This is a genomic window from Odoribacter laneus YIT 12061 (assembly GCF_000243215.1).
Taxonomy (GTDB): domain Bacteria; phylum Bacteroidota; class Bacteroidia; order Bacteroidales; family Marinifilaceae; genus Culturomica; species Culturomica lanea.
In genome coordinates, this window is the sequence record NZ_JH594597.1 from 40497 (window position 1) to 59516 (window position 19020).

Below are 19020 nucleotides of genomic sequence, written 5' to 3' on the forward strand. Positions count from 1 at the left end.
AACAGATTCTCCTTTTTAAAGATCCTGTTCAGTGTTATGGATTCTATTTTACCTCTTTCAAAAGATCATTCCAACATATTTCGGTTGACAATTCATTTTCGCTTTATACACTTTAATTGTTTACAATATTTGCATATTAATTATTTATGTTTATATTTGCTAATAACCTATAACTTATAAAATAAAACGTTATGAAATCAAGTTTTCTTTATTGGGTAAACTTGTTAGTGCTGAATTCAACTTGCAAATGCAACAGAATTCTGATTAATAATTTGTTTAAATATTTCGTTTGGCGTGAGGTATCCAAGTCTTTTACGAGGTCGATTATTGAGTTTATTTTCAATCCACTTAATCTGTTTGTTGGTTACTTCACTAAAGTCCTTACCCTTTGGGATATACTGCCTGATAAGCCCGTTGGTGTTTTCATTGGCACCACGTTCCCATGAGTGGTATGGTTTGCAAAAATAGAATTTTATTTCCAATTTTTGCGCAATTTCCTCGTGCTTTGCAAACTCCTTTCCATTGTCAGCCGTAATTGTGTGTATTAAGTTTTTCACTTTCCGCAGTGCCCATACTGCAATCTTAGCTACCGGGATGGCTTCTTTTCCCGACAACTTGCGTATCCAGACCCTGCTTGTTGCTCTGTCGTTAATGGTAAGAATGGCACCTTTGTGGTTCTTACCAATAATTGTATCTATCTCTAAATCACCAAATCTCTCCTTCAGTTCCACTATCTCGGGACGCTCATCAATATCCACCCTGCCTGGGATAAATCCTCGCCCTGCATTTTTAGAACCACGTTTGGCATACCTGCGACCTTGTCTGCGAAGATATTTGTGCAGTTTGCCACCCCGCCGCTTATCCTCCCAAATCCAGCGATATATCGTTTCGTGAGATACCATCGCAATTCCCTCCAAGCGGCTCCTGCCGACAATCTGCTCCGGGCTGAATCCTTTCTTCAACAGCTTTATTATCCGTTTTCTCATTGCCGGTGTAAGCACTTCCTTGCGATGTTTTTGCTGCTTGCGCCTGTCTGCTTTTCGCTGGGCAAGCTCCATGCTATAGCTACCACTTCGGGCGTCGCAATTGCGCTTTATCTCCCTGTAAACAGTGCTTTTATCTACTCCGATAGCTTCCGCTATTGCTTTTTTGCTCATCGGTATTTGCAACATCATAGAAATTGCATACCTTTGTTCCTCGGTTATATGTTTGCTCATCTGCAACTTTTTTTTCTTTGGACGGACAATTAAAGCAAAGATAGCAAACTTTATCCATTCAGAGTGAGAGAAAGGGGGACATTGTCTCTCTTTCCTCTCTGAAAAATAAATGTTTTTATTGCTTATTATCCGCACCCAAAAAGTTGCATTTATAAGTTGAACTCAAGAGTTATTTCTATTTTTGCCTTCGGTACGACAGGCTGTAGCGATGACGACAACAAGAATGAAATTTATCCTCCTTCTCTTACCTTAGAGGCAGGAGAAACGACAGAAACAACGGTATCTTTTACTATGCTACCGAAGCATGCAGACGAAATGGCTTATCTCCTCGTAAAAAAAGAAGCAACAGCCCCTAGTCTCGATCAGATTTTTTCAGAAGGGACCAATTATGCAGCTACTGAAAATGCAAAAGTCACAGTTAAAGATCTGGAAAGGAATACCAAATACCAGGTATATGCGGCCTCCAAAAGCGGGGAACTAAAAAGTGAAGTTGCTTCACTCGAATTACAGACGGGAGACTACACCCAACTCATCACGCTACTGGAGAAAGGCAAAAACTATTATTCTTACCATATCAAAACGACAGCAGCTAATACGCCGGTGCTCCATTTAGGCGTCGAAAAAGATTTACTCGATTTTTTCCTGGAAGACTTAACGGATGAAACGGAAATCGAAGCTATGAAGCAAGATATTCTGGTGAATTTTGGATATCATGGTACAGGAGAAAAAACCTATACGCTGAAAGACGGGGAAATAGATCCCGATAATAATGCTATCGTGGAAGTTCTGGCAGGTATTCCTCAAGTCATTTTAGCGGTAGAAACCGATGCTGAGGGAAATGTAACCGGCAAAACTTCGACGATCGAATTTACAACGGAAACTCCTGGCACAGCTCCTTACAACATTACCATCGAAGTATTCGAAATAAAACCTACCACAGCCCGCATTGTATGTACTCCCGAACAAGGCATTATCTATTTTTATCAGGTATTATTCAAAAAAGAAGTAGCAGACCAATTTATCGCAGAAAAAGGAGCCGATGCCTTCCGGGCTTATATTCTGAACAGCGGCGATCGTTGTGATGAAGGTATAGACGACTTTGTATGGACAAAACTTTCTCCGGATACAGATTATGTCATGTACCTCATCGGAATAGATGCAAACGGCGATCAAGTGCAAGTAAATAAAGAATTCCGTACAGGAAAAGAAGCTAGTGGCGACAATATCGTATTAGACAGGGCATTAAAAGTTTTATATTGGCCGGGTAATTATTATGTAGAATTCGGGGACTGCGAAATGGCCATTGACGCAGATAATCGTTTTTACCCCGCTGACGGAGGTGCAGGCAACTGGGTGGTGATTGACTGTTATGGTAGCGAATCTACCGACCCGAACCTTCCGATCTTCCCGACAGGAACTTATACGTTAGACCCGAACAATACCTTTGCCACGGGAACATGCAGCCAACAATACACCTGGGCGAATTCCTGGGATGCCGCCGGTACAGTCTCCAGTATTGATTTCGCTTCCGGAAGCATCACGGTCACCCAAAACGGAGGAAATTATCAAATTACGATGCAGTTTGTCAGCGACGAAGGCTCTCATTTCAAATGTAGTTATAACGGACCACTTACTTTTGCAGCAGGAGCTTCCCTTTCTACAACATGGAGTAAATTTACAGCTCTCACAAACGGATCTTATCGCTTTAGCCGCGATATGCAAACACATTTAAATGTACCCAAATACCAACAACACAGTACTTCTGCTGTTTCTATAAAAGAGCAATTAAAAGCTGAATTCAAAAAGAAATAAACATTTTTACTAAATCCTTAAAAAACTGCCGGAGGTCCGGCAGTTTTTTTTTATCGCTGCAAAATGTTGCAACTCACTTTCTAGAATCAAATCAGGCGTTTCCCTTCAGACGAGCAGCTCGTTAACGGGTACCCTTAGCATGTTGATAAGCGAATCTTCGATTGGGATGAAAGGTATGGTTTCATTTCAAGATTAAAATTTTAACCGGAATGAACAAAGTTCAGCCAATCGGCAGGAAACCGATCACCAAGGTAAATCTATTTAAATCTACCGTCTTTCGAGTTTCTATTTATACAAAAATGGAGTCCTTTACAGAACTCCATTTATCTTCAGGCTTGCGTCAGGTCCAACCTTCCAGTCAGTCAAATATTCCCTGATTTAAAGCGTTTTATTATTTACCATTCATCATCCTGATCCCAGTTTTCAACTCCAGGTTCAAATGAATATGTAGAGGTTCTCATCGACAAGTTCATACTTGGGCTGCTATTAGCACCTCCCAAAGTAACCCAACCAAATCCATTTTGAGTAAAACCAACACCGGCTTGTCTCAACTGTCCGCCCGGGAAATTAGAAACCTCATTCCATCTTCCTTCGGCATGATCATAAGGATTAAACTCCCAACAGTCACTTAACAAACTCAGGCGGGAACCTGTAGCCAAGTGGATACGTGTAGTTGCTTCTGAATCAGCCCCTGTCACAAAAGAAACAGCGTAAGCGCGGGGAAGCATTCCGTAATCATTGTCATAACTCCGGCCGTCCAGATCTTTTAAAGGATCCAACAGGCTCCACCAGGTATCAGAAGTCGCGCCAGCAAACGGCGTAAATTTAATAAAATCTGTCGGATAGGTACCGGCATCATCTACACCTGTAAATATATAGGCCGTACTCCCTACCACTGCTACGCAAGCGCCTTCTCTCTTATCCCCATATACGCCAATTTGCTTCCAGGTATCTGTTTGTGTATCGTATTCCCACCAATCTTTAAAAGATCCTTTAGGATTACGTCCCTCATTATTACTTCCGAAACAAACATACCCTTTTCCTGTAGAACCATTCGGACTGGGAACATAAAAACCGGTTGCATAACGACGTTGTTCACCCGGGAAATCACCTAATTTAGTCCATTGAGATCCTCGTCCAGCGCTAGGATCAAATCTATAAAAATCGGAAAAATATTCCGGTTGTTCGGTACCGTAACGATTATTATTAGCAGCATACCCTAAGCCTACATACCCGTATTTTCCGTCAGAAAAAGCGACTGCTCCGTAACGGGCCTTCGCTCCTGCCGGAAGTGTATCGACTTCTTCCCAGTTGAGTGTTTCATTAAAAGCCCAAAAATCCTTTAATTCAACTTGATTAGTATTTACACCAGTACCTATATATACTGCATTACCAATCTTAAAACTAACTGCACCGATCCGCCCTGCTCCACCAAAAGCTTGTTCTTTTCTCCAGTTACCTCTCTTCTCGTCATTGGAATGACAAGCACCCACCAATAGCATCAGAACAACCAAAAAACATAGATTTCTTACCGTTTTCATAAACATTTGCTATTTCATTATTTATTTTATAATATTATTTTACCCTTTTTCGTTCTGGCTTTCCAGACCCCTTCACTTTCAGTTATTTCTTATGTAAAACATGGGCAAAACTACACAATTTATATACAAATCCAATAAAAAATCTATTAAATTACGTTTCAAAATTCTATAATTCCTGTAATCACAAATTAAAATACCTTTACTGTATCATATTTTTGGAAAATAATTTTACCTTCGCCCTTTGATTATATGCAATATCATAAATATGAAAAATATCATTCTTATTTGTTTTGTAATCATTTATTGTTCGTGTACCAATGATGTCACTTCTATCGGGCACGATTTGATTTATGATGAAGATTTTGTTGCGGTTGAACGCTTTCCGATCACTCAAACGTCTACTGTCAAACTAGACTCCTTTGCAACTTCTACTGGTTCTTATACATTGCTGAAAAATTTAATGGTAGGCTCTGCAAAAGACCCGTTTTCAGGCAGAACCACCGTTACTCCTTATTTTGAAATTGTGCCTTACGGAGGTACTGAGATTAAAAATACCTACGGATACGATTCCATCACGTTTAATTTCAGTTATTCCGGAAGTATCTGGGGGGATACGACCGCTATTCAAACATATTCCGTACATCAGTTAAAAGAGAACCCGGTCCCCAATTCAGAAACAGACTTATTGTACAATATTTCTACCGTAGAATACCATCCTGAAGTCTTAGGTACTTTCGATTTATTGCCCAGTAAAAGAAATCTTCAAAAATTATATTTCCGTTTAGACGATAAGTTAGGCCGTACTTTATTCGATATGGTGAAATACAATACGGAAGAAATCCGGAACGACGCTCTCTTTATACACTATTTTAAAGGGTTGGCATTAATTCCCGCCCCCAATAACACCTGTGTATTTACGATGAGTACGCTCCCGGATAGTTTAAATGTCAAGTTACATTTTCACGATTCGGACAGAAGTTACACTTATTCTTTTGCCAAAAGTACGGAATTTAACAGGTACACCTTTATGCACATTACAAATGATGCTGCCGGAACGCCTTATAGCGTACTTACAGATCAAATGATGAACCTGTCGTTTCAGGATGCCGCCTGGGGAAATGCAGCCCTTGGTCAAACACTTACGCAAGGTTTAACCGGATTTATGATCAAAATGGAGCTGCCAATCGCTCCTGCGGGAGAAAAGTACAGAACCATTGTAAAAGCTGAAATAGAATTACAACCCGAACAATACGCGAACCTGGACTTTAGTTTACCCTCTACGATTAATCTGTACCAATCCAATTCGGAAAATAAAGTGATATCCCCCATTCTGGATGCTTCAGGCAATGCTGCTACAGGGATTTTATATTACAATATCAATACTCCTGAAAAAAATAAATATGTGATCAATATTACGGATTATTATAATGCTTTATGTTTACAACCCAATGCTTTGGAAAATAATAAGGTCATTATCAGTATTCCGGTGAATACAATGGGTACAAGCTACAACCGCTTAACGGTCGATCGCATACCGGTGTTAAAAGTTTACTATGCTAAATATGAATAATGCTTTTTTTAATATGAAAAAAACGCTCCTGTTATCTCTTGTTTTTGCATTATTTTCAGGCAGTCTCTTGGCTCAAAATAATACAGGTACCCCTTATTCTATGTATGGGATCGGACTACTCCAAGATAATTACGGACCTTATACAGCAATGGGCGGAGTTTCTGCGGCTATGCGGGATGCCACAAATATCAACTTTCTAAATCCGGCCTCCTATACAGCTTTAGATAGTAACCGTTTTTATATACAATTCGGTATTACAGGAGAATTTGTCAATATTTCTACCCACCAGGAAAGGACCAATTATAGGGTAGCGCAAAATGCTTCTCTGAACATGGCTTTACGCTTGTATAAAAATCTCTATTCTTCTTTTGGTTTTAACCAAAGGTCCGATATTGGATATGACCTCCATTATTACAAACTAATCAATGGAAGTGAAAACGAATATTATAACCAACAAGTATCCGGAAGCGGAGGATTGAACGATTTTTATATCGGCCTGGCCTATAAATTTGGAAAATTTTCCGTCGGCCTAAATACTTCTCTGGTATTCGGGAACCTGGAAAAACGGTTGTCGTTGGTACCGGTAGTAATGGATAGCTATTATATCAGTACGCAAAACAAAATTTCAGTACACGATGTTATTTTTAACCTGGGACTGCAATATATGTTTACTTTATCCTCTAAATCCAACTTAACTTTAGGAGCTTCTATGAACTTTGGCTCCAAATTAGGGGGGAAACGGACGTTCAGAGCTTATAAAATCAATTCCAGTACTTCCGGCCAGCAAACGCTGGATAACGAACTCTTAAGCAGAGGATACATCACCTATCCGTTCCGGATTGTGGGAGGATTTTCATACGATTATAAAGACAAATGGAATTTGGCTGGTGATTATACTTATCAACGGATGTCCCAGTACGAAGAATTCGGAGAAAACCAGGAATTTCAGGATTATCACAAAGGTTCCCTGGGAGTATCTTTACTTCCGGCCCGCTACGGAAGATATTGGTGGCAACGGAATAAATATATTTTAGGTACCTATGCGGTACGGTCGCAAATCCGGTTAAACCATACCAATATCAATACTTATGCCCTTACGTTAGGAACCCAGATTCCCGTTTATATCCCTAACCGGGAGTTATTGCTCGGTATTGCTTTTGACTTTGGCGTCAGGGGTACAGAAGCCAACGGATTGATCCGGGAAAATTTCGGAAAAATCCGGATTAATATTGCTTTCAAAGAAGGATGGTTTATGAAACGAAAAATCGATTAAATAAATAGGAAGAGGTTGTCCAACAAAGGACGGGAGGAGTAGAGTAGCAAGTTTTCAATCTGGACCCGCAAGGTTTTTCGGATGCTGGAGGGGTAAATTTGTAATTTTGATAAAAAGCAGGAAACGGAGTTGTCAATTCCCTCCGCTTCTCTTCTAAAAGGGACACGGATCTTCAAAAAGGAGAATTTTACCTTTTCAGACAATCTCTTTTTTCTATTTTCCTGTGTTTTTTTCACACTTGTCTTTTCAAATAGAGGTCGCTTGAATGTCATGAGGAATTTAAATAAAATAGTTACAGCAATTACAATCTTACTTTCTTTTCTTTCCCCTCTCTCGGGTTTGGCACAATCAGCCGAAGCAGAAGCCTGGGCGGACAAGAGTCTTCAGGCGATGTCCCCGGACGAAAAGATCGGACAACTATTTATGATTGCCGCCTATAGTAATAAAGACAAAGACTATGAAGATAAGTTGAGTAAACTGCTCCAGACCTACCACATCGGAGGAATCATTTTTTTTCAAGGGGAACCGGTACGGCAAGCTGAAATGACAAACCGTTTCCAAAAAGAGTCAAAGTATCCCTTATGGATAGGAATGGATGCGGAACACGGTATCGGATGGCGGCTACAAACCGCCATGGAATTTCCCAAGATGTTAATTACAGGTGCGCTAACAAACGATTCTCTGATTTTTCGTTTAGGGGCTACTATCGCCCGACATTGTCGCGAATTAGGAGTACACATCAATTTTGCTCCGGTATCCGATATTAACAACAACCCTCAAAATCCAGTCATTGGCATGCGTTCTTTTGGTGAAGACCGCGATAATGTTTACCGGAAATCCCAGATGTATATAAAAGGATCCGTATCTCAGCATGTTTTGCCTGTTGTAAAACATTTCCCAGGACACGGAGATACGGATACAGATTCCCACAAAGCACTTCCCGAGATAAATCACAGCCGTACGCGCCTGGATTCGATAGAACTCTATCCGTTTAAAAAATTGATAACAGATTCTATTCCGGCCCTAATGATTGCTCACCTGAATATCAGAGCATTGGATACCTGTCCATTGCCCGCTTCTCTCTCCCCGCAAATTATTAAACATTTTCTAAGGGATTCCCTTTCATATTCAGGCCTATGTTTCACTGACGCCCTGAATATGAAAGGGGTCGTACAGGACCGCAAACCGGGTGAGGCAGAGGTACAAGCTCTAATTGCCGGAAACGATGTCTTGCTTTTTCCTCAAAATATAGAACAAGCCATCAACCGTATAAAACAAGCTCTTAAAGAAGGTTTAATTCCACAGGAAATTATCGACCAAAGATGCCGTAGAATCCTGATAGCCAAATATCAATATGTTTCTCCTCAACCCTTACCTATCCAAACCGAGGGTTTATGGTCCCGTCTGAATACCGCAGAAGATTTTGCTCTAAAACAAGAACTATACAAGCAAGCTATTACTTTACTAAAAAACGAAGCAAATCTACTTCCCTTGAAAAGATTGGATACTCTCCGGCTTGCCAGCGTAAATTTCGGAGGGGAAAAACTCAATCATTTTCAAACGACTTTGGATCACTATGAAAATATTGAACATTTTCAAACAGGCGAAAAACCTTCTGTAGAAGCAATCCAGGAATTAGTCAAAAAGCTGGCTTCTTACAATTGTATCCTTTTGTATAATAGCAAAGCTTCCAACCTGGCCTCGCGGGATTTTGGCTATACGCCCCGTCTCGTACAACTTATTGAACAATTAAAGGGAAAAAGAATCATCCTTTGTCATCCCGGAATACCTTACGGATTGAAAAATTATACAGCACTTCCTCTAGATGCAATACTGGTTAATTATGAAGACCATTTATATTCCCGTCAATATGCAGCTCAGGCGATTTTCGGCGGTATACCGGTAAACGGTCGCCTGCCTGTCGGAATTTCTCCGGCTTATCCCGTCGGTAGCGGCATCTCAACGCCTAAAACCCGCTTAGGTTACAGTGTTCCCGAAATGTGCGGGCTCTCTTCTCGCTCTCTAGCAAGTATAGACTCTCTCTGCAAACGAGCCATTCAGATCAAAGCTACTCCGGGCTGCCAGGTACTGATTGCCAAAAACGGATATATCGTCTATAATAAAGCTTTCGGCCACCACACTTACGCCAAACAAATTCCCAATAAAACAGATAATATTTACGATATAGCTTCCATTACAAAAATCGCAGCTACTTTACCCGCTATCATGAAGTTATACGATGCCGGAATGATCCGGCTGGATACCTTTCTTTCAAATTATTATCCCCCCTTAAAAGAAACCGATAAAAAAGAGATTACAGTAAAAGAAATCCTCACTCATACTGCCGGCTTAAAACCGATCGTTCCCACCTTTACGTATGCTATCGACAAAAAAGCCCTACCCGGACAACTTTTTACCGTCAAACCTACTGCTCAAAACAATCTGAAACTGAAAAATCGGCTTTATGCAAACCCCAATTACCGTTTCCGGGACAGTACCCTTTCCCGAAAAGCACTACCGGATTACGAACTTCTGACACCCGGTTTGTATATCTGTAAAACCTACCGGGATACCACCCTATGCTGTATTTTAAACTCAGAACTCAATCCTAAAAAGGATTATGTATACAGCGATCTGGGATTTATCCTTCTTCAAAAAGCCATAGAAAATCTCACCGGGAAACCGTTGGATCATTATTGCTGGGAAAATTTTTATCAAAAGTTAGGAGCTTATAATACTGTTTTTCAAGCTGCAAAACGTTTCAATGCTTCCCGTATTATTCCCTCCAGTGTCGACAAATTATACCGGAAAACAGAAATCAAAGGATACGTACACGATCCCGCCGCCACTTTGTTAGGAGGGGTAGCAGGACATGCCGGCCTTTTCTCTACAGCAGAAGATCTGGCAAAAATCATGGCCGTCTACCTCAACCAAGGTCGTTACGGAGGAGAATATTTTTTCTCGCCTGCTACCGTACGACTTTTCACCCAAAAGACAGATACTCCACCAACAAACCGGCGGGGCCTCGGGTTCGACAAACCGGAAACTGATACAACCAAAAGCAGTCCGGCCTGTAAAAATGCTCCTGCCTGCAGTTTCGGACATACCGGTTTTACCGGCACCATGGCTTGGGCTGATCCGGAAAACGAACTTATTTATATATTTTTATCCAACCGTACCTACCCCAACGAATTCAATACCAAGCTTACCGAAGAAAGTATACGGACAAAAATTCAGGAAATTATTTACAAAGCAATCTGTCCTCCCGAAACGCCCTGATCTTTATAAAAGGAGAAAGAGAAAAACCAAAACATATCTACCTGATTATCAGCGATGAAAAAAGAAAAAAATTTCGTCAACGATTATGGAAACTTTTCCTTATTGATTACTGGTAATATCGGGAAAAAAAGATACTTTTGCATGTGAAGAAAGAATTTAACCAGTTATTAATAAATAATCTTAATTATGAGTAATTTCTTATCATCCTCCATCGGGAAAAAAGTCATTATGAGTTTATCCGGACTTTTCCTGATCGCATTTTTATGCGTCCATCTGACGCTAAATTTATTCCTGATTTTTGATAACAGCGGAGAATTATTCAACCATGGAGCTAACTTCATGGCTACAAACCCTGTTATTAAAATTGTCGAGCCGATCCTCGCTATCGGGTTTATTATTCACATTATTTGGGCAAGTATACTTACTTTGCAAAATCAAAAAGCGCGTCCCATTAAGTATGCCCAAAGAAATCAGAGCCAAAATGCCACATGGGCATCCCGCAACATGTACATCTTGGGTGGTTTAGTATTGGTGTTCTTGGTGATTCACATTTACAATTTCTGGTGGAACATCAAGGTAACAGGTAATCTCGAAGCCGTTGTCGTGGATGGCGTAGAAATGGAAAATACCTACTTACTGGTCTCCAGTTTGTTTAAATCCAGTATTGTCTACTGTGGTTTATACATTGCCGGAGCAATTTTGTTAGGTCTCCATTTGACACACGGATTCTGGTCTGCTTTCCAATCCGTTGGTTTTTCCAACGATATCTGGAGGAAACGCCTGAGCGCATTAGGCTATATTTTTGCCGTCATCATTGCGGTTGGTTTCAGTATTATACCGCTGTATTTCATGGCAGGATTAGGGAACTAAGCCCAGTCGGAGCAGATCCCTTACTGAAGAGTAAGAGTTCAAAAATCACATCAAAAATTCTAAATTAATCGTTATGTCAATAATAGATGCTAAAATACCTGCCGGACCGTTAAAAGACAAATGGTCAAACCATAAAGCCCACATCGGTGTGGTCAGTCCGGCTAATAAAAAGAAATTAGATATTATCGTAGTAGGTACCGGCTTAGCCGGTGGTTCTGCTGCAGCCAGCCTTGCCGAACTGGGATACAATGTAACCGCTTTTTGTTATCAGGATTCTCCTCGCCGGGCACACTCTATCGCTGCTCAAGGAGGTATTAACGCGGCCAAAAACTATCCCAACGATAACGACTCTGTATTCAGATTATTTTATGAAACGATAAAAGGTGGTGACTACCGGGCCCGTGAAGCCAATGTATACCGTTTGGCTGAAGTAAGTAATGCTATCATCGACCAATGTGTGGCGCAAGGTGTACCTTTTGCCCGGGATTACGGCGGTTTATTGGCAAACCGTTCTTTCGGAGGAGCTTTGGTAAGCCGTACTTTCTATGCTCGCGGTCAAACGGGACAGCAATTATTGTTAGGTTGCTATGCCGCTATGAACCGTCAGATCGAAAAAGGGAAAATTAAAGTATATAATCGTCATGAAGTATTAGACGTTGTCGTCGTAGAAGGTAAAGCCAGAGGGGTAATCGCCCGCGACTTGGTAACCGGAAAAATCGAACGTTTCGGAGCACATGCCGTTGTTCTAGCTACCGGAGGTTATGGAAATGTATTTTTCCTTTCTACCAACGCTATGGGATGTAATGGAAGTGCTGCCTGGCAAGCCTATAAGAGAGGGGCCTACTTCGGAAATCCCTGTTTCGTACAGATCCATCCGACCTGTATTCCGGTGCACGGCGAACAGCAAAGTAAATTGACCTTGATGTCTGAATCCTTGCGTAATGACGGCCGGGTATGGGTTCCTAAAAAAATAGAGGATGCCAAAAAATTACAAGCCGGGACTCTGAATCCCAATGATATACCGGACGAAGATCGCGACTTCTATCTGGAACGCCGCTATCCGGCTTTCGGGAACTTAGTTCCCCGTGACGTGGCCTCCCGTGCTGCCAAAGAAAGATGTGACGCAGGCTACGGCGTAAACAATACCGGAAAAGCAGTATTTCTCGATTTTAAATACGCTATTGAACAATTAGGCCGTGAAACCATTGAAAAACGGTATGGTAACTTGTTCCAAATGTATGAAAAAATCACAGCCGTTGATCCTTACCATAATCCGATGATGATTTATCCGGCAATTCACTATTCTATGGGCGGACTTTGGGTAGATTACAACCTGATGACTACCATCCCCGGATTATATTCCATAGGGGAATGTAACTTCTCTGACCATGGAGCAAACCGCTTGGGGGCTTCTGCCCTGATGCAGGGATTAGCTGACGGATATTTTATCCTGCCTTATACAATTGGAGATTACCTGGCGAAAGAAATCCAAACTCCGAAAATCCAAACCAATACACCCGAATTCGAAGCCGCCGAAAAACACGTTACTGACCGCTTGCGTAAGTTATATGATATCAAAGGAACCAAATCTCCGGATCATTTCCACAAACAACTCGGACACATCATGTGGGATTATATCGGTATGGCCCGTGAAGCAAAGGGATTGGAAAAAGCCATCCAGTTAATTGCCGATCTGAAAGCAGAATTCTACAAAGATTTGCGCGTAGTAGGTGAGTTTACCGCTATGAACAACGAGCTGGAAAAAGCAGCCCGCGTAGCAGACTTTATCGAATTAGCTGATTTGATGGCTCACGATGCCCTGGACCGGAACGAATCCTGCGGAGGACACTGCCGCTTGGAATCTGTTACTCCCGATGGAGAAGCAAAACGGGATGATGAGCATTATAAATATGTTTCCATATGGGAATATACAGGTGAAAACAAAGCTCCGGAATTACATAAAGAAGAGCTGGTATTCGAGAATGTTGAACTTACACAACGCTCATATAAATAATTGACGATTCAGACAAGGACATAAGCCCCTCAAGCGAATGTCCCGGTCGTAAATCATAAATAGAAAACTGTTATGGCAGATACAATATTAAAAGAACTAACACTTAAGGTATGGCGTCAAAAAGATGCCAAATCCAAAGGCGGATTTGAAACCTATAAAGTCCATAATATCTCTACCGGTACTTCATTCCTGGAAATGCTGGATATTTTGAACGAACAACTGGTAAGCGAAAACAAAGAACCGGTAGCTTTCGACCATGACTGTCGAGAAGGCATCTGCGGCACTTGTAGTTTATTCATCGACGGTCGCGCTCATGGACCCGACGACGATGTAACGACTTGCCAATTACATATGCGCCGCTTTAAAGAGGGAGCTACGATTACTATAGAACCTTGGCGTTGCGGAGCTTTTCCCGTTATAAAAGACCTTATCGTCGACCGGAAAGCATACGATAAAATTCTTCAGGCCGGAGGTTACGTATCCGTAAATACGGGAGGAATACCCGACGCAAATGCCATTCCCATCTCTAACGACAATGCCGAAGAAGCAATGGATGCAGCAGCTTGTATCGGATGTGGAGCTTGTGCCGCTACCTGCAAAAACTCTTCCGCTATGCTTTTCGTTGCCGCAAAAGTTTCCCAACTGGCCCTATTGCCTCAGGGAAAAATAGAAGCAGCCAGAAGAGCCAAAGCGATGGTCGCTAAAATGGATGAACTCGGTTTTGGAAACTGTACCAACACCGGCGCCTGCGAGGCAGAATGTCCAAAGAGCATTTCTATCGAACACATCGCCCGTCTCAACCGGGAGTTCTTAAAAGCAAAACTGAAAGACTAAATAAGAAGCCGCCTCCGGGCGGCTTTTTTCCTTTATTCCTGCATCTATGCAATTATTTTACAGAGAAAAAGGCAAAGGCTATCCGTTGATTATTCTGCACGGATTATGGGGGGCTTCTGAAAACTGGCTACCTGTAGCCAATCTCCTAGCTGAACATTTTCACGTTTTTCTTCCGGATTTACGGAATCACGGCCGTTCTCCCCGTCATCCGGAACATACTTACCAAGCGATGAGCGAAGATGTCAGAGAATTTATTACCGGCTTAAAGCTTGCAGTTCCACCGCATATCATCGGCCACTCGATGGGCGGAAAAACGGTTATGGAACTTCTGTTGACTTATCCCTCCTTCGTACGAAAAGCAATCCTGGTAGATATTGCCCCGGTTGCTTATCCCCTCTCTGCAGAACACAAGCGTATTCTCCATTATATGAAGTCTATCCCTATCAATGAATTCAAAGAAAGAAAAGATTTACTGATTTCCCTCCGTCAACAATTTCCGGAAGAAAAATTCGTACAGCTCGTTCTAAAAAACATTTCCAAAACAGATAAGTATTTTGAATGGAAAACGGATCCTGATTTTATACAAAAAAATATGGAAAATCTCTGTAGCTATCCCGCCACATGGGAGGAAGCAACTTACAGAGATCCTGTTTTATTTATAAAAGGAGAAAATTCATCCTACATTCAAAATATCACGTCTATTCTAAAGTATTTTCCAGCTGCCCGGATCACCACAGTAGCTGGCTCTTCCCATTGGATACATGCTGAACAACCAGAAGCTCTTGCGGAAATTATTTCTGCCTTTCTTGCCTAATCTTCCCAGACAAAGGCCCTTTTTACAAAAGTAACAGACTGCAGATTCGTATAACTGTATTTGTGATTATAATCCATGCCGGGCTCCAAGACAATAGCAGACAAACGGACCACATAATTCATCCCGTTTTTCAGTTCCCCCATACGGTTAGGCAGATCATTGTTTGTCTTTGTATCTTTGGTAATGGATAAAGTGCTGATATTGTCGTACAATACGCTTACAAAATAAGGATTAGAAGTATCCATATTCCCATTCAGCACCTCTACCCGGTAGTAAATTCCGGCTTGAGCAAAAGCATTCCAGCTTACTTCCAAAACTTGTCCTTTATTAATCGCATTCAATTGGAAAGCATCAAAACTTTTTGAAGGAACTTCTCCGGCATAAATACGATCACTGAATTTTACAGGGTTCCCCCCTGCATTTATATAAAATACGACCAACCGCTCTTCTCCAGGCAATCCCAAATGATTCGCTTCAATAACATCCCGGGCATTCCAAGATTTGGTACGGCTTTTATATACCATCGGAACAACCTGACCTTTTGCCAAAATGACTTCAGCATCTCCAATATTTACTGTATTAGCACCGGTTATCTCTACACCCACCCGCAGGGGCACTTCTTCCGTCTTACTTATCTCTTGAATTAAAAAAGCATCAGCAGCTAAATTCTGCAAATAACGAGGTTCAAGCACAAAATTCCGTTCTCCTTTGTTTACCTTTACATGAAGGTAATCCTCTCCACTATGCAACACATTCCACTTTTCTTCCCCACTCTCCGTATAATTTAAAGTAATTACATTGTTATCACTCGTCCAGCTTCCGACTACCTCATCAATCTTTCCGCCAAAATCCATCCGCCACAATTTTCCGTCTTCCCCGAATTTCAATATTTCCAGTAAATCGTCAGTGGTATACCCCTCTTTGTTATTCGCCCAATTCGTACAATACCAATATTTTCCGGTAAGCCGATGCATTTCCAGTATCGTATCGTCACGCCCGTTATCATCACTACAAGAAATCATCCCACACAAGCACATCGTTCCCAACATCCATTTCAAGATTTTCATAACTGTCAATTTTTAGCTTTTAATTATTCGTTTTTGGTTTTTAAATTTCTCTATCTTTGTGCAAGATACAATTTTTATGCCAGAAAAGAAAAAAAATAAACACGACAATAAAAACAAAAATATGTTATATCCTTTAAAATTCACCCCTATCCTCAAACAAACAATTTGGGGGGGAGAAAAACTAGCTTATAAAAGCCAAAATAAGAACGTACAGTCTTCTCCTATCGGGGAAAGTTGGGAAATATCAGGCGTTCAGGAAAACCAGTCTGTCGTAAGCGAAGGTCCTCTGGCGGGCAACAATTTGGAAGAATTAATTGAAGTTTATATGGGCGACCTGGTAGGTGACCGGGTCTATGAAAAATTCGGTATAGAATTCCCCTTATTAATTAAATACATAGATGCCTGCGACGATTTATCCATCCAAGTACATCCCGACGACGCCATTGCGCGTGAACGGCACAATGCCTACGGAAAAACAGAAATGTGGTATGTGGTAGATGCCACCCCGGAAGCCCGTTTATTACTGGGATTCAATAAAAATACTGATAAAACAGAATACCTGGACAAACTTCAGCATCATACCTTACCTGAACTTCTCAATGTCGAAAAAGTAAAAAAAGGAGATTGCTTTTTTATCCCCGCCGGAACAGTACACGCTATCGGAAAAGGTTGTCTGATTGCAGAAATTCAACAAACATCAGACATTACTTATCGGATCTACGATTACGACCGCCGGGATAAAAACGGGCAAGCCAGAGAACTCCATACCGAACTGGCTACAGATGTCATTTGCTTTAAGCAACAAACAGAACACAGCATACATTACCACTCCCATGAAAATCATACAGAGGAATTAGTATCCTGTAATTATTTTACAACTAATTATCTGAAATTCGACCGGGAAATCGAAAAAGACTATTTCGAAATAGACTCCTTCGTCATCTATATGTGCCTGGAAGGAGAATTTTCCATCGTCTATAATATCGACCAATCCATCAAGATGAAAAAAGGAGAAACGGTACTGATCCCTGCTTCCTTACAAAACATCTTTTTACTTCCTGAACGGGAAAGCGAAATATTGGAAATCTATATCGGTTAAAAAATAAATCCGAAAAGCCGCTATCGAAATTTCGATAGCGGCTTTTCATTTAAAGTCTGTCGTCTCTCTTCTCTAAATTACTTCCATATGCTCCTGATCCGTCAATTTCTCACAATAATGACATTTCAAAACAATGGGAAAATCGTTGACTACCGTAAATTTAGTCCGGACATACTCGTGATTGGTGATGCATTTCGGATTCATACATTTAACAATTCCCTCCACTTTCTCCGGCACATTTACTGTTTTTTTCTCAACCACATCATAATCCCGGATAATATTAATTTTTGCAGCAGGAGCCACTAAGGCCAGTTTATTCACTTCGTCGTCCTCCAGAAACTTATCCCAAATTTTAATAATTGCTTTCTTTCCCAATTTAACGCTACGCAAATTGGTTCCGAAAGTCATTGCATTTTCCATATCTGCAATTCCCAACACATTGATTACATCAAACAATTTATCTGCCGGTATATGATCGATGACTGTACCATTTTCAATAGCACTTACCTGTAATTCCTTTTTAGCCATAATAAATTAATTTAAAATTCAAATCTTTAAAATTTCAGACTCAGCTTTCCTCTCCACCTCATTTCAGTCCTAACGCTTTGGTAATAATAGCCTGACGGGCAAATACTCCATTACGGGCCTGCTCAAAATAGTAAGCTTTCGGATTCTCGTCCACATCGACGTCAATTTCATTGACGCGGGGCAGAGGATGTAATATACGCATATTTTCTTTGGCATTTGCCAACATGGCATTTTTCAGAATATACACGTTCTTCACTTTCTCGTATTCCAAAGGATCTGCAAATCTTTCCCGCTGTACACGAGTCATATATAAAATATCCGCCTGGTCAATGACTTCATCTAATTCCGTATGCTCATAATAAGAAATATTCAATTCGCGCAATTTCAATTTATAAGCCGTCGGCATCTGCAAAGACTCTGGTGCGACAAAATGGAAAGTCGGATGAAAATGACTCATTGCTTGCAATAACGAATGGACTGTACGTCCGTATTTCAGGTCGCCCACCATACAAATAGTCAGATTTTCCAGTGTCCCCTGTGTTTTGTAAATGGAATAAAGATCTAACATGGTTTGTGAAGGATGCTGATTGGCTCCGTCTCCTGCATTGATAACAGGATGAGCCGCAACCTCACTGGCATAGCGGGCGGCTCCTTCTACCGGATGCCGCATAACGATGAGATCACAATAATTATCCACCATTTTAATGGTATCCTTCAACGTTTCCCCTTTGGTCACACTGGAAGAAGAAGCATCAGAAAAACCGACAATACGTCCTCCCAAACGGTTAATCGCCGTCTCAAAACTCAATCGGGTACGGGTAGAAGGCTCAAAAAATAAAGATGCGACTACCTTTCCCTCCAAAAGCCGCTGATTCGGATTTTCTTCAAATGCTGAAGCTAATTTCAACACTTCTAAAATTTCGTCTTTCGTATAATCTTCGATCGATACTAAACTAGATGTATTCATATTTTTATATTTAAGTATTCAAATTAAACCTTTCCTTTCCGGTAAGCGTTCACTTTTCGGATATAAAAAAAACCAACATTTGTCCATAGACAATGTTGGTTTTCTCCGTTCTGTATAGCTGAACTATGTCTTTCT

Annotated in this window: 14 protein-coding genes; 9 read left to right on the forward strand and 5 right to left on the reverse strand. The window is 41.0% G+C overall.

The window, feature by feature from the left end; genetic code table 11:
- Positions 1–236 precede the first annotated feature (236 nt).
- Complete coding sequence (locus HMPREF9449_RS12490) at positions 237–1217, reverse strand: IS30-like element IS4351 family transposase (RefSeq protein WP_009136301.1); 981 nt, start codon at positions 1215–1217, stop codon at positions 237–239.
- Positions 1218–1373: 156 nt separating this feature from the next.
- Here HMPREF9449_RS12490 and HMPREF9449_RS12495 point away from each other — a divergent pair, with 156 nt between their 5' ends.
- On the forward strand, positions 1374–3029 hold the full coding sequence (locus HMPREF9449_RS12495) for a hypothetical protein (protein WP_009137626.1): 1656 nt from the start codon (positions 1374–1376) through the stop codon (positions 3027–3029).
- A gap of 395 nt (positions 3030–3424) precedes the next feature.
- Here HMPREF9449_RS12495 and HMPREF9449_RS12500 read toward each other — a convergent pair whose 3' ends face one another.
- Positions 3425–4570, reverse strand: a complete 1146-nt coding sequence (locus tag HMPREF9449_RS12500) for a Kelch repeat-containing protein (RefSeq protein WP_147640191.1) — start codon at positions 4568–4570, stop codon at positions 3425–3427.
- A gap of 265 nt (positions 4571–4835) precedes the next feature.
- On the opposite strand from HMPREF9449_RS12500, the gene HMPREF9449_RS12505 reads away from it, so the two are divergent.
- The 7 genes from HMPREF9449_RS12505 (at position 4836) to HMPREF9449_RS12540 (ending at position 15224) form a co-directional block, all read left to right on the forward strand.
- Positions 4836–6140 (forward strand): DUF4270 family protein, encoded by a 1305-nt coding sequence (locus HMPREF9449_RS12505; RefSeq protein ID WP_040611924.1) that lies wholly within the window; start codon positions 4836–4838, stop codon positions 6138–6140.
- Between the two features lie 13 nt (positions 6141–6153).
- Positions 6154–7413, forward strand: a complete 1260-nt coding sequence (locus HMPREF9449_RS12510; RefSeq protein ID WP_040611988.1) for a hypothetical protein — start codon at positions 6154–6156, stop codon at positions 7411–7413.
- A gap of 270 nt (positions 7414–7683) precedes the next feature.
- The gene (locus HMPREF9449_RS12520) at positions 7684–10692 is read left to right on the forward strand and encodes a glycoside hydrolase family 3 N-terminal domain-containing protein (RefSeq protein WP_040611927.1); all 3009 of its coding nucleotides are present in this window, start codon (positions 7684–7686) and stop codon (positions 10690–10692) included.
- Positions 10693–10878: 186 nt separating this feature from the next.
- Complete coding sequence (locus tag HMPREF9449_RS12525) at positions 10879–11562, forward strand: succinate dehydrogenase cytochrome b subunit (protein WP_009137631.1); 684 nt, start codon at positions 10879–10881, stop codon at positions 11560–11562.
- Between the two features lie 73 nt (positions 11563–11635).
- Positions 11636–13576 (forward strand): fumarate reductase/succinate dehydrogenase flavoprotein subunit, encoded by a 1941-nt coding sequence (locus HMPREF9449_RS12530; RefSeq protein WP_009137632.1) that lies wholly within the window; start codon positions 11636–11638, stop codon positions 13574–13576.
- Between the two features lie 72 nt (positions 13577–13648).
- A complete protein-coding gene (locus tag HMPREF9449_RS12535) occupies positions 13649–14410 on the forward strand; it encodes a succinate dehydrogenase/fumarate reductase iron-sulfur subunit (RefSeq protein WP_009137633.1) in 762 nt (253 codons plus the stop codon).
- Positions 14411–14456: 46 nt separating this feature from the next.
- The gene (locus HMPREF9449_RS12540; protein ID WP_009137634.1) at positions 14457–15224 is read left to right on the forward strand and encodes an alpha/beta fold hydrolase; all 768 of its coding nucleotides are present in this window, start codon (positions 14457–14459) and stop codon (positions 15222–15224) included.
- Here HMPREF9449_RS12540 and HMPREF9449_RS12545 read toward each other — a convergent pair.
- Positions 15221–16291, reverse strand: coding sequence for a hypothetical protein (locus HMPREF9449_RS12545; protein ID WP_009137635.1), 1071 nt, complete (start codon positions 16289–16291; stop codon positions 15221–15223). The genes HMPREF9449_RS12540 and HMPREF9449_RS12545 overlap by 4 nt on opposite strands.
- Positions 16292–16412: 121 nt before the next feature.
- Here HMPREF9449_RS12545 and HMPREF9449_RS12550 point away from each other — a divergent pair, with 121 nt between their 5' ends.
- A complete protein-coding gene (locus tag HMPREF9449_RS12550) occupies positions 16413–17390 on the forward strand; it encodes a type I phosphomannose isomerase catalytic subunit (protein ID WP_009137636.1) in 978 nt (325 codons plus the stop codon).
- Positions 17391–17462: 72 nt separating this feature from the next.
- Here the strand turns inward: HMPREF9449_RS12550 and pyrI are convergent, their stop codons facing one another.
- Entirely contained in the window at positions 17463–17918 is a 456-nt protein-coding gene (gene pyrI, locus HMPREF9449_RS12555; RefSeq protein ID WP_009137637.1) for an aspartate carbamoyltransferase regulatory subunit, read from the reverse strand.
- 58 nt (positions 17919–17976) lie between these two features.
- Positions 17977–18885 (reverse strand): aspartate carbamoyltransferase, encoded by a 909-nt coding sequence (pyrB, locus tag HMPREF9449_RS12560; RefSeq protein WP_009137638.1) that lies wholly within the window; start codon positions 18883–18885, stop codon positions 17977–17979.
- Between the last annotated feature and the right edge of the window lie 135 nt (positions 18886–19020).

Bases quoted from the DNA above. Each gene is read 5' to 3' on its own strand.
- HMPREF9449_RS12535 (WP_009137633.1), top strand. From the start codon at position 13,649: ATGGCAGATACAATATTAAAAGAACTAACACTTAAGGTATGGCGTCAA.
- HMPREF9449_RS12545 (WP_009137635.1), bottom strand. From the start codon at position 16,291: ATGAAAATCTTGAAATGGATGTTGGGAACGATGTGCTTGTGTGGGATG.
- HMPREF9449_RS12530 (WP_009137632.1), top strand. From the start codon at position 11,636: ATGTCAATAATAGATGCTAAAATACCTGCCGGACCGTTAAAAGACAAA.
- HMPREF9449_RS12490 (WP_009136301.1), bottom strand. From the start codon at position 1,217: ATGAGCAAACATATAACCGAGGAACAAAGGTATGCAATTTCTATGATG.
- HMPREF9449_RS12520 (WP_040611927.1), top strand. From the start codon at position 7,684: ATGAGGAATTTAAATAAAATAGTTACAGCAATTACAATCTTACTTTCT.
- HMPREF9449_RS12550 (WP_009137636.1), top strand. From the start codon at position 16,413: ATGTTATATCCTTTAAAATTCACCCCTATCCTCAAACAAACAATTTGG.
- pyrI (WP_009137637.1), bottom strand. From the start codon at position 17,918: ATGGCTAAAAAGGAATTACAGGTAAGTGCTATTGAAAATGGTACAGTC.
- HMPREF9449_RS12510 (WP_040611988.1), top strand. From the start codon at position 6,154: ATGAAAAAAACGCTCCTGTTATCTCTTGTTTTTGCATTATTTTCAGGC.
- HMPREF9449_RS12540 (WP_009137634.1), top strand. From the start codon at position 14,457: ATGCAATTATTTTACAGAGAAAAAGGCAAAGGCTATCCGTTGATTATT.
- HMPREF9449_RS12525 (WP_009137631.1), top strand. From the start codon at position 10,879: ATGAGTAATTTCTTATCATCCTCCATCGGGAAAAAAGTCATTATGAGT.
- HMPREF9449_RS12500 (WP_147640191.1), bottom strand. From the start codon at position 4,570: ATGAAAACGGTAAGAAATCTATGTTTTTTGGTTGTTCTGATGCTATTG.
- pyrB (WP_009137638.1), bottom strand. From the start codon at position 18,885: ATGAATACATCTAGTTTAGTATCGATCGAAGATTATACGAAAGACGAA.
- HMPREF9449_RS12505 (WP_040611924.1), top strand. From the start codon at position 4,836: ATGAAAAATATCATTCTTATTTGTTTTGTAATCATTTATTGTTCGTGT.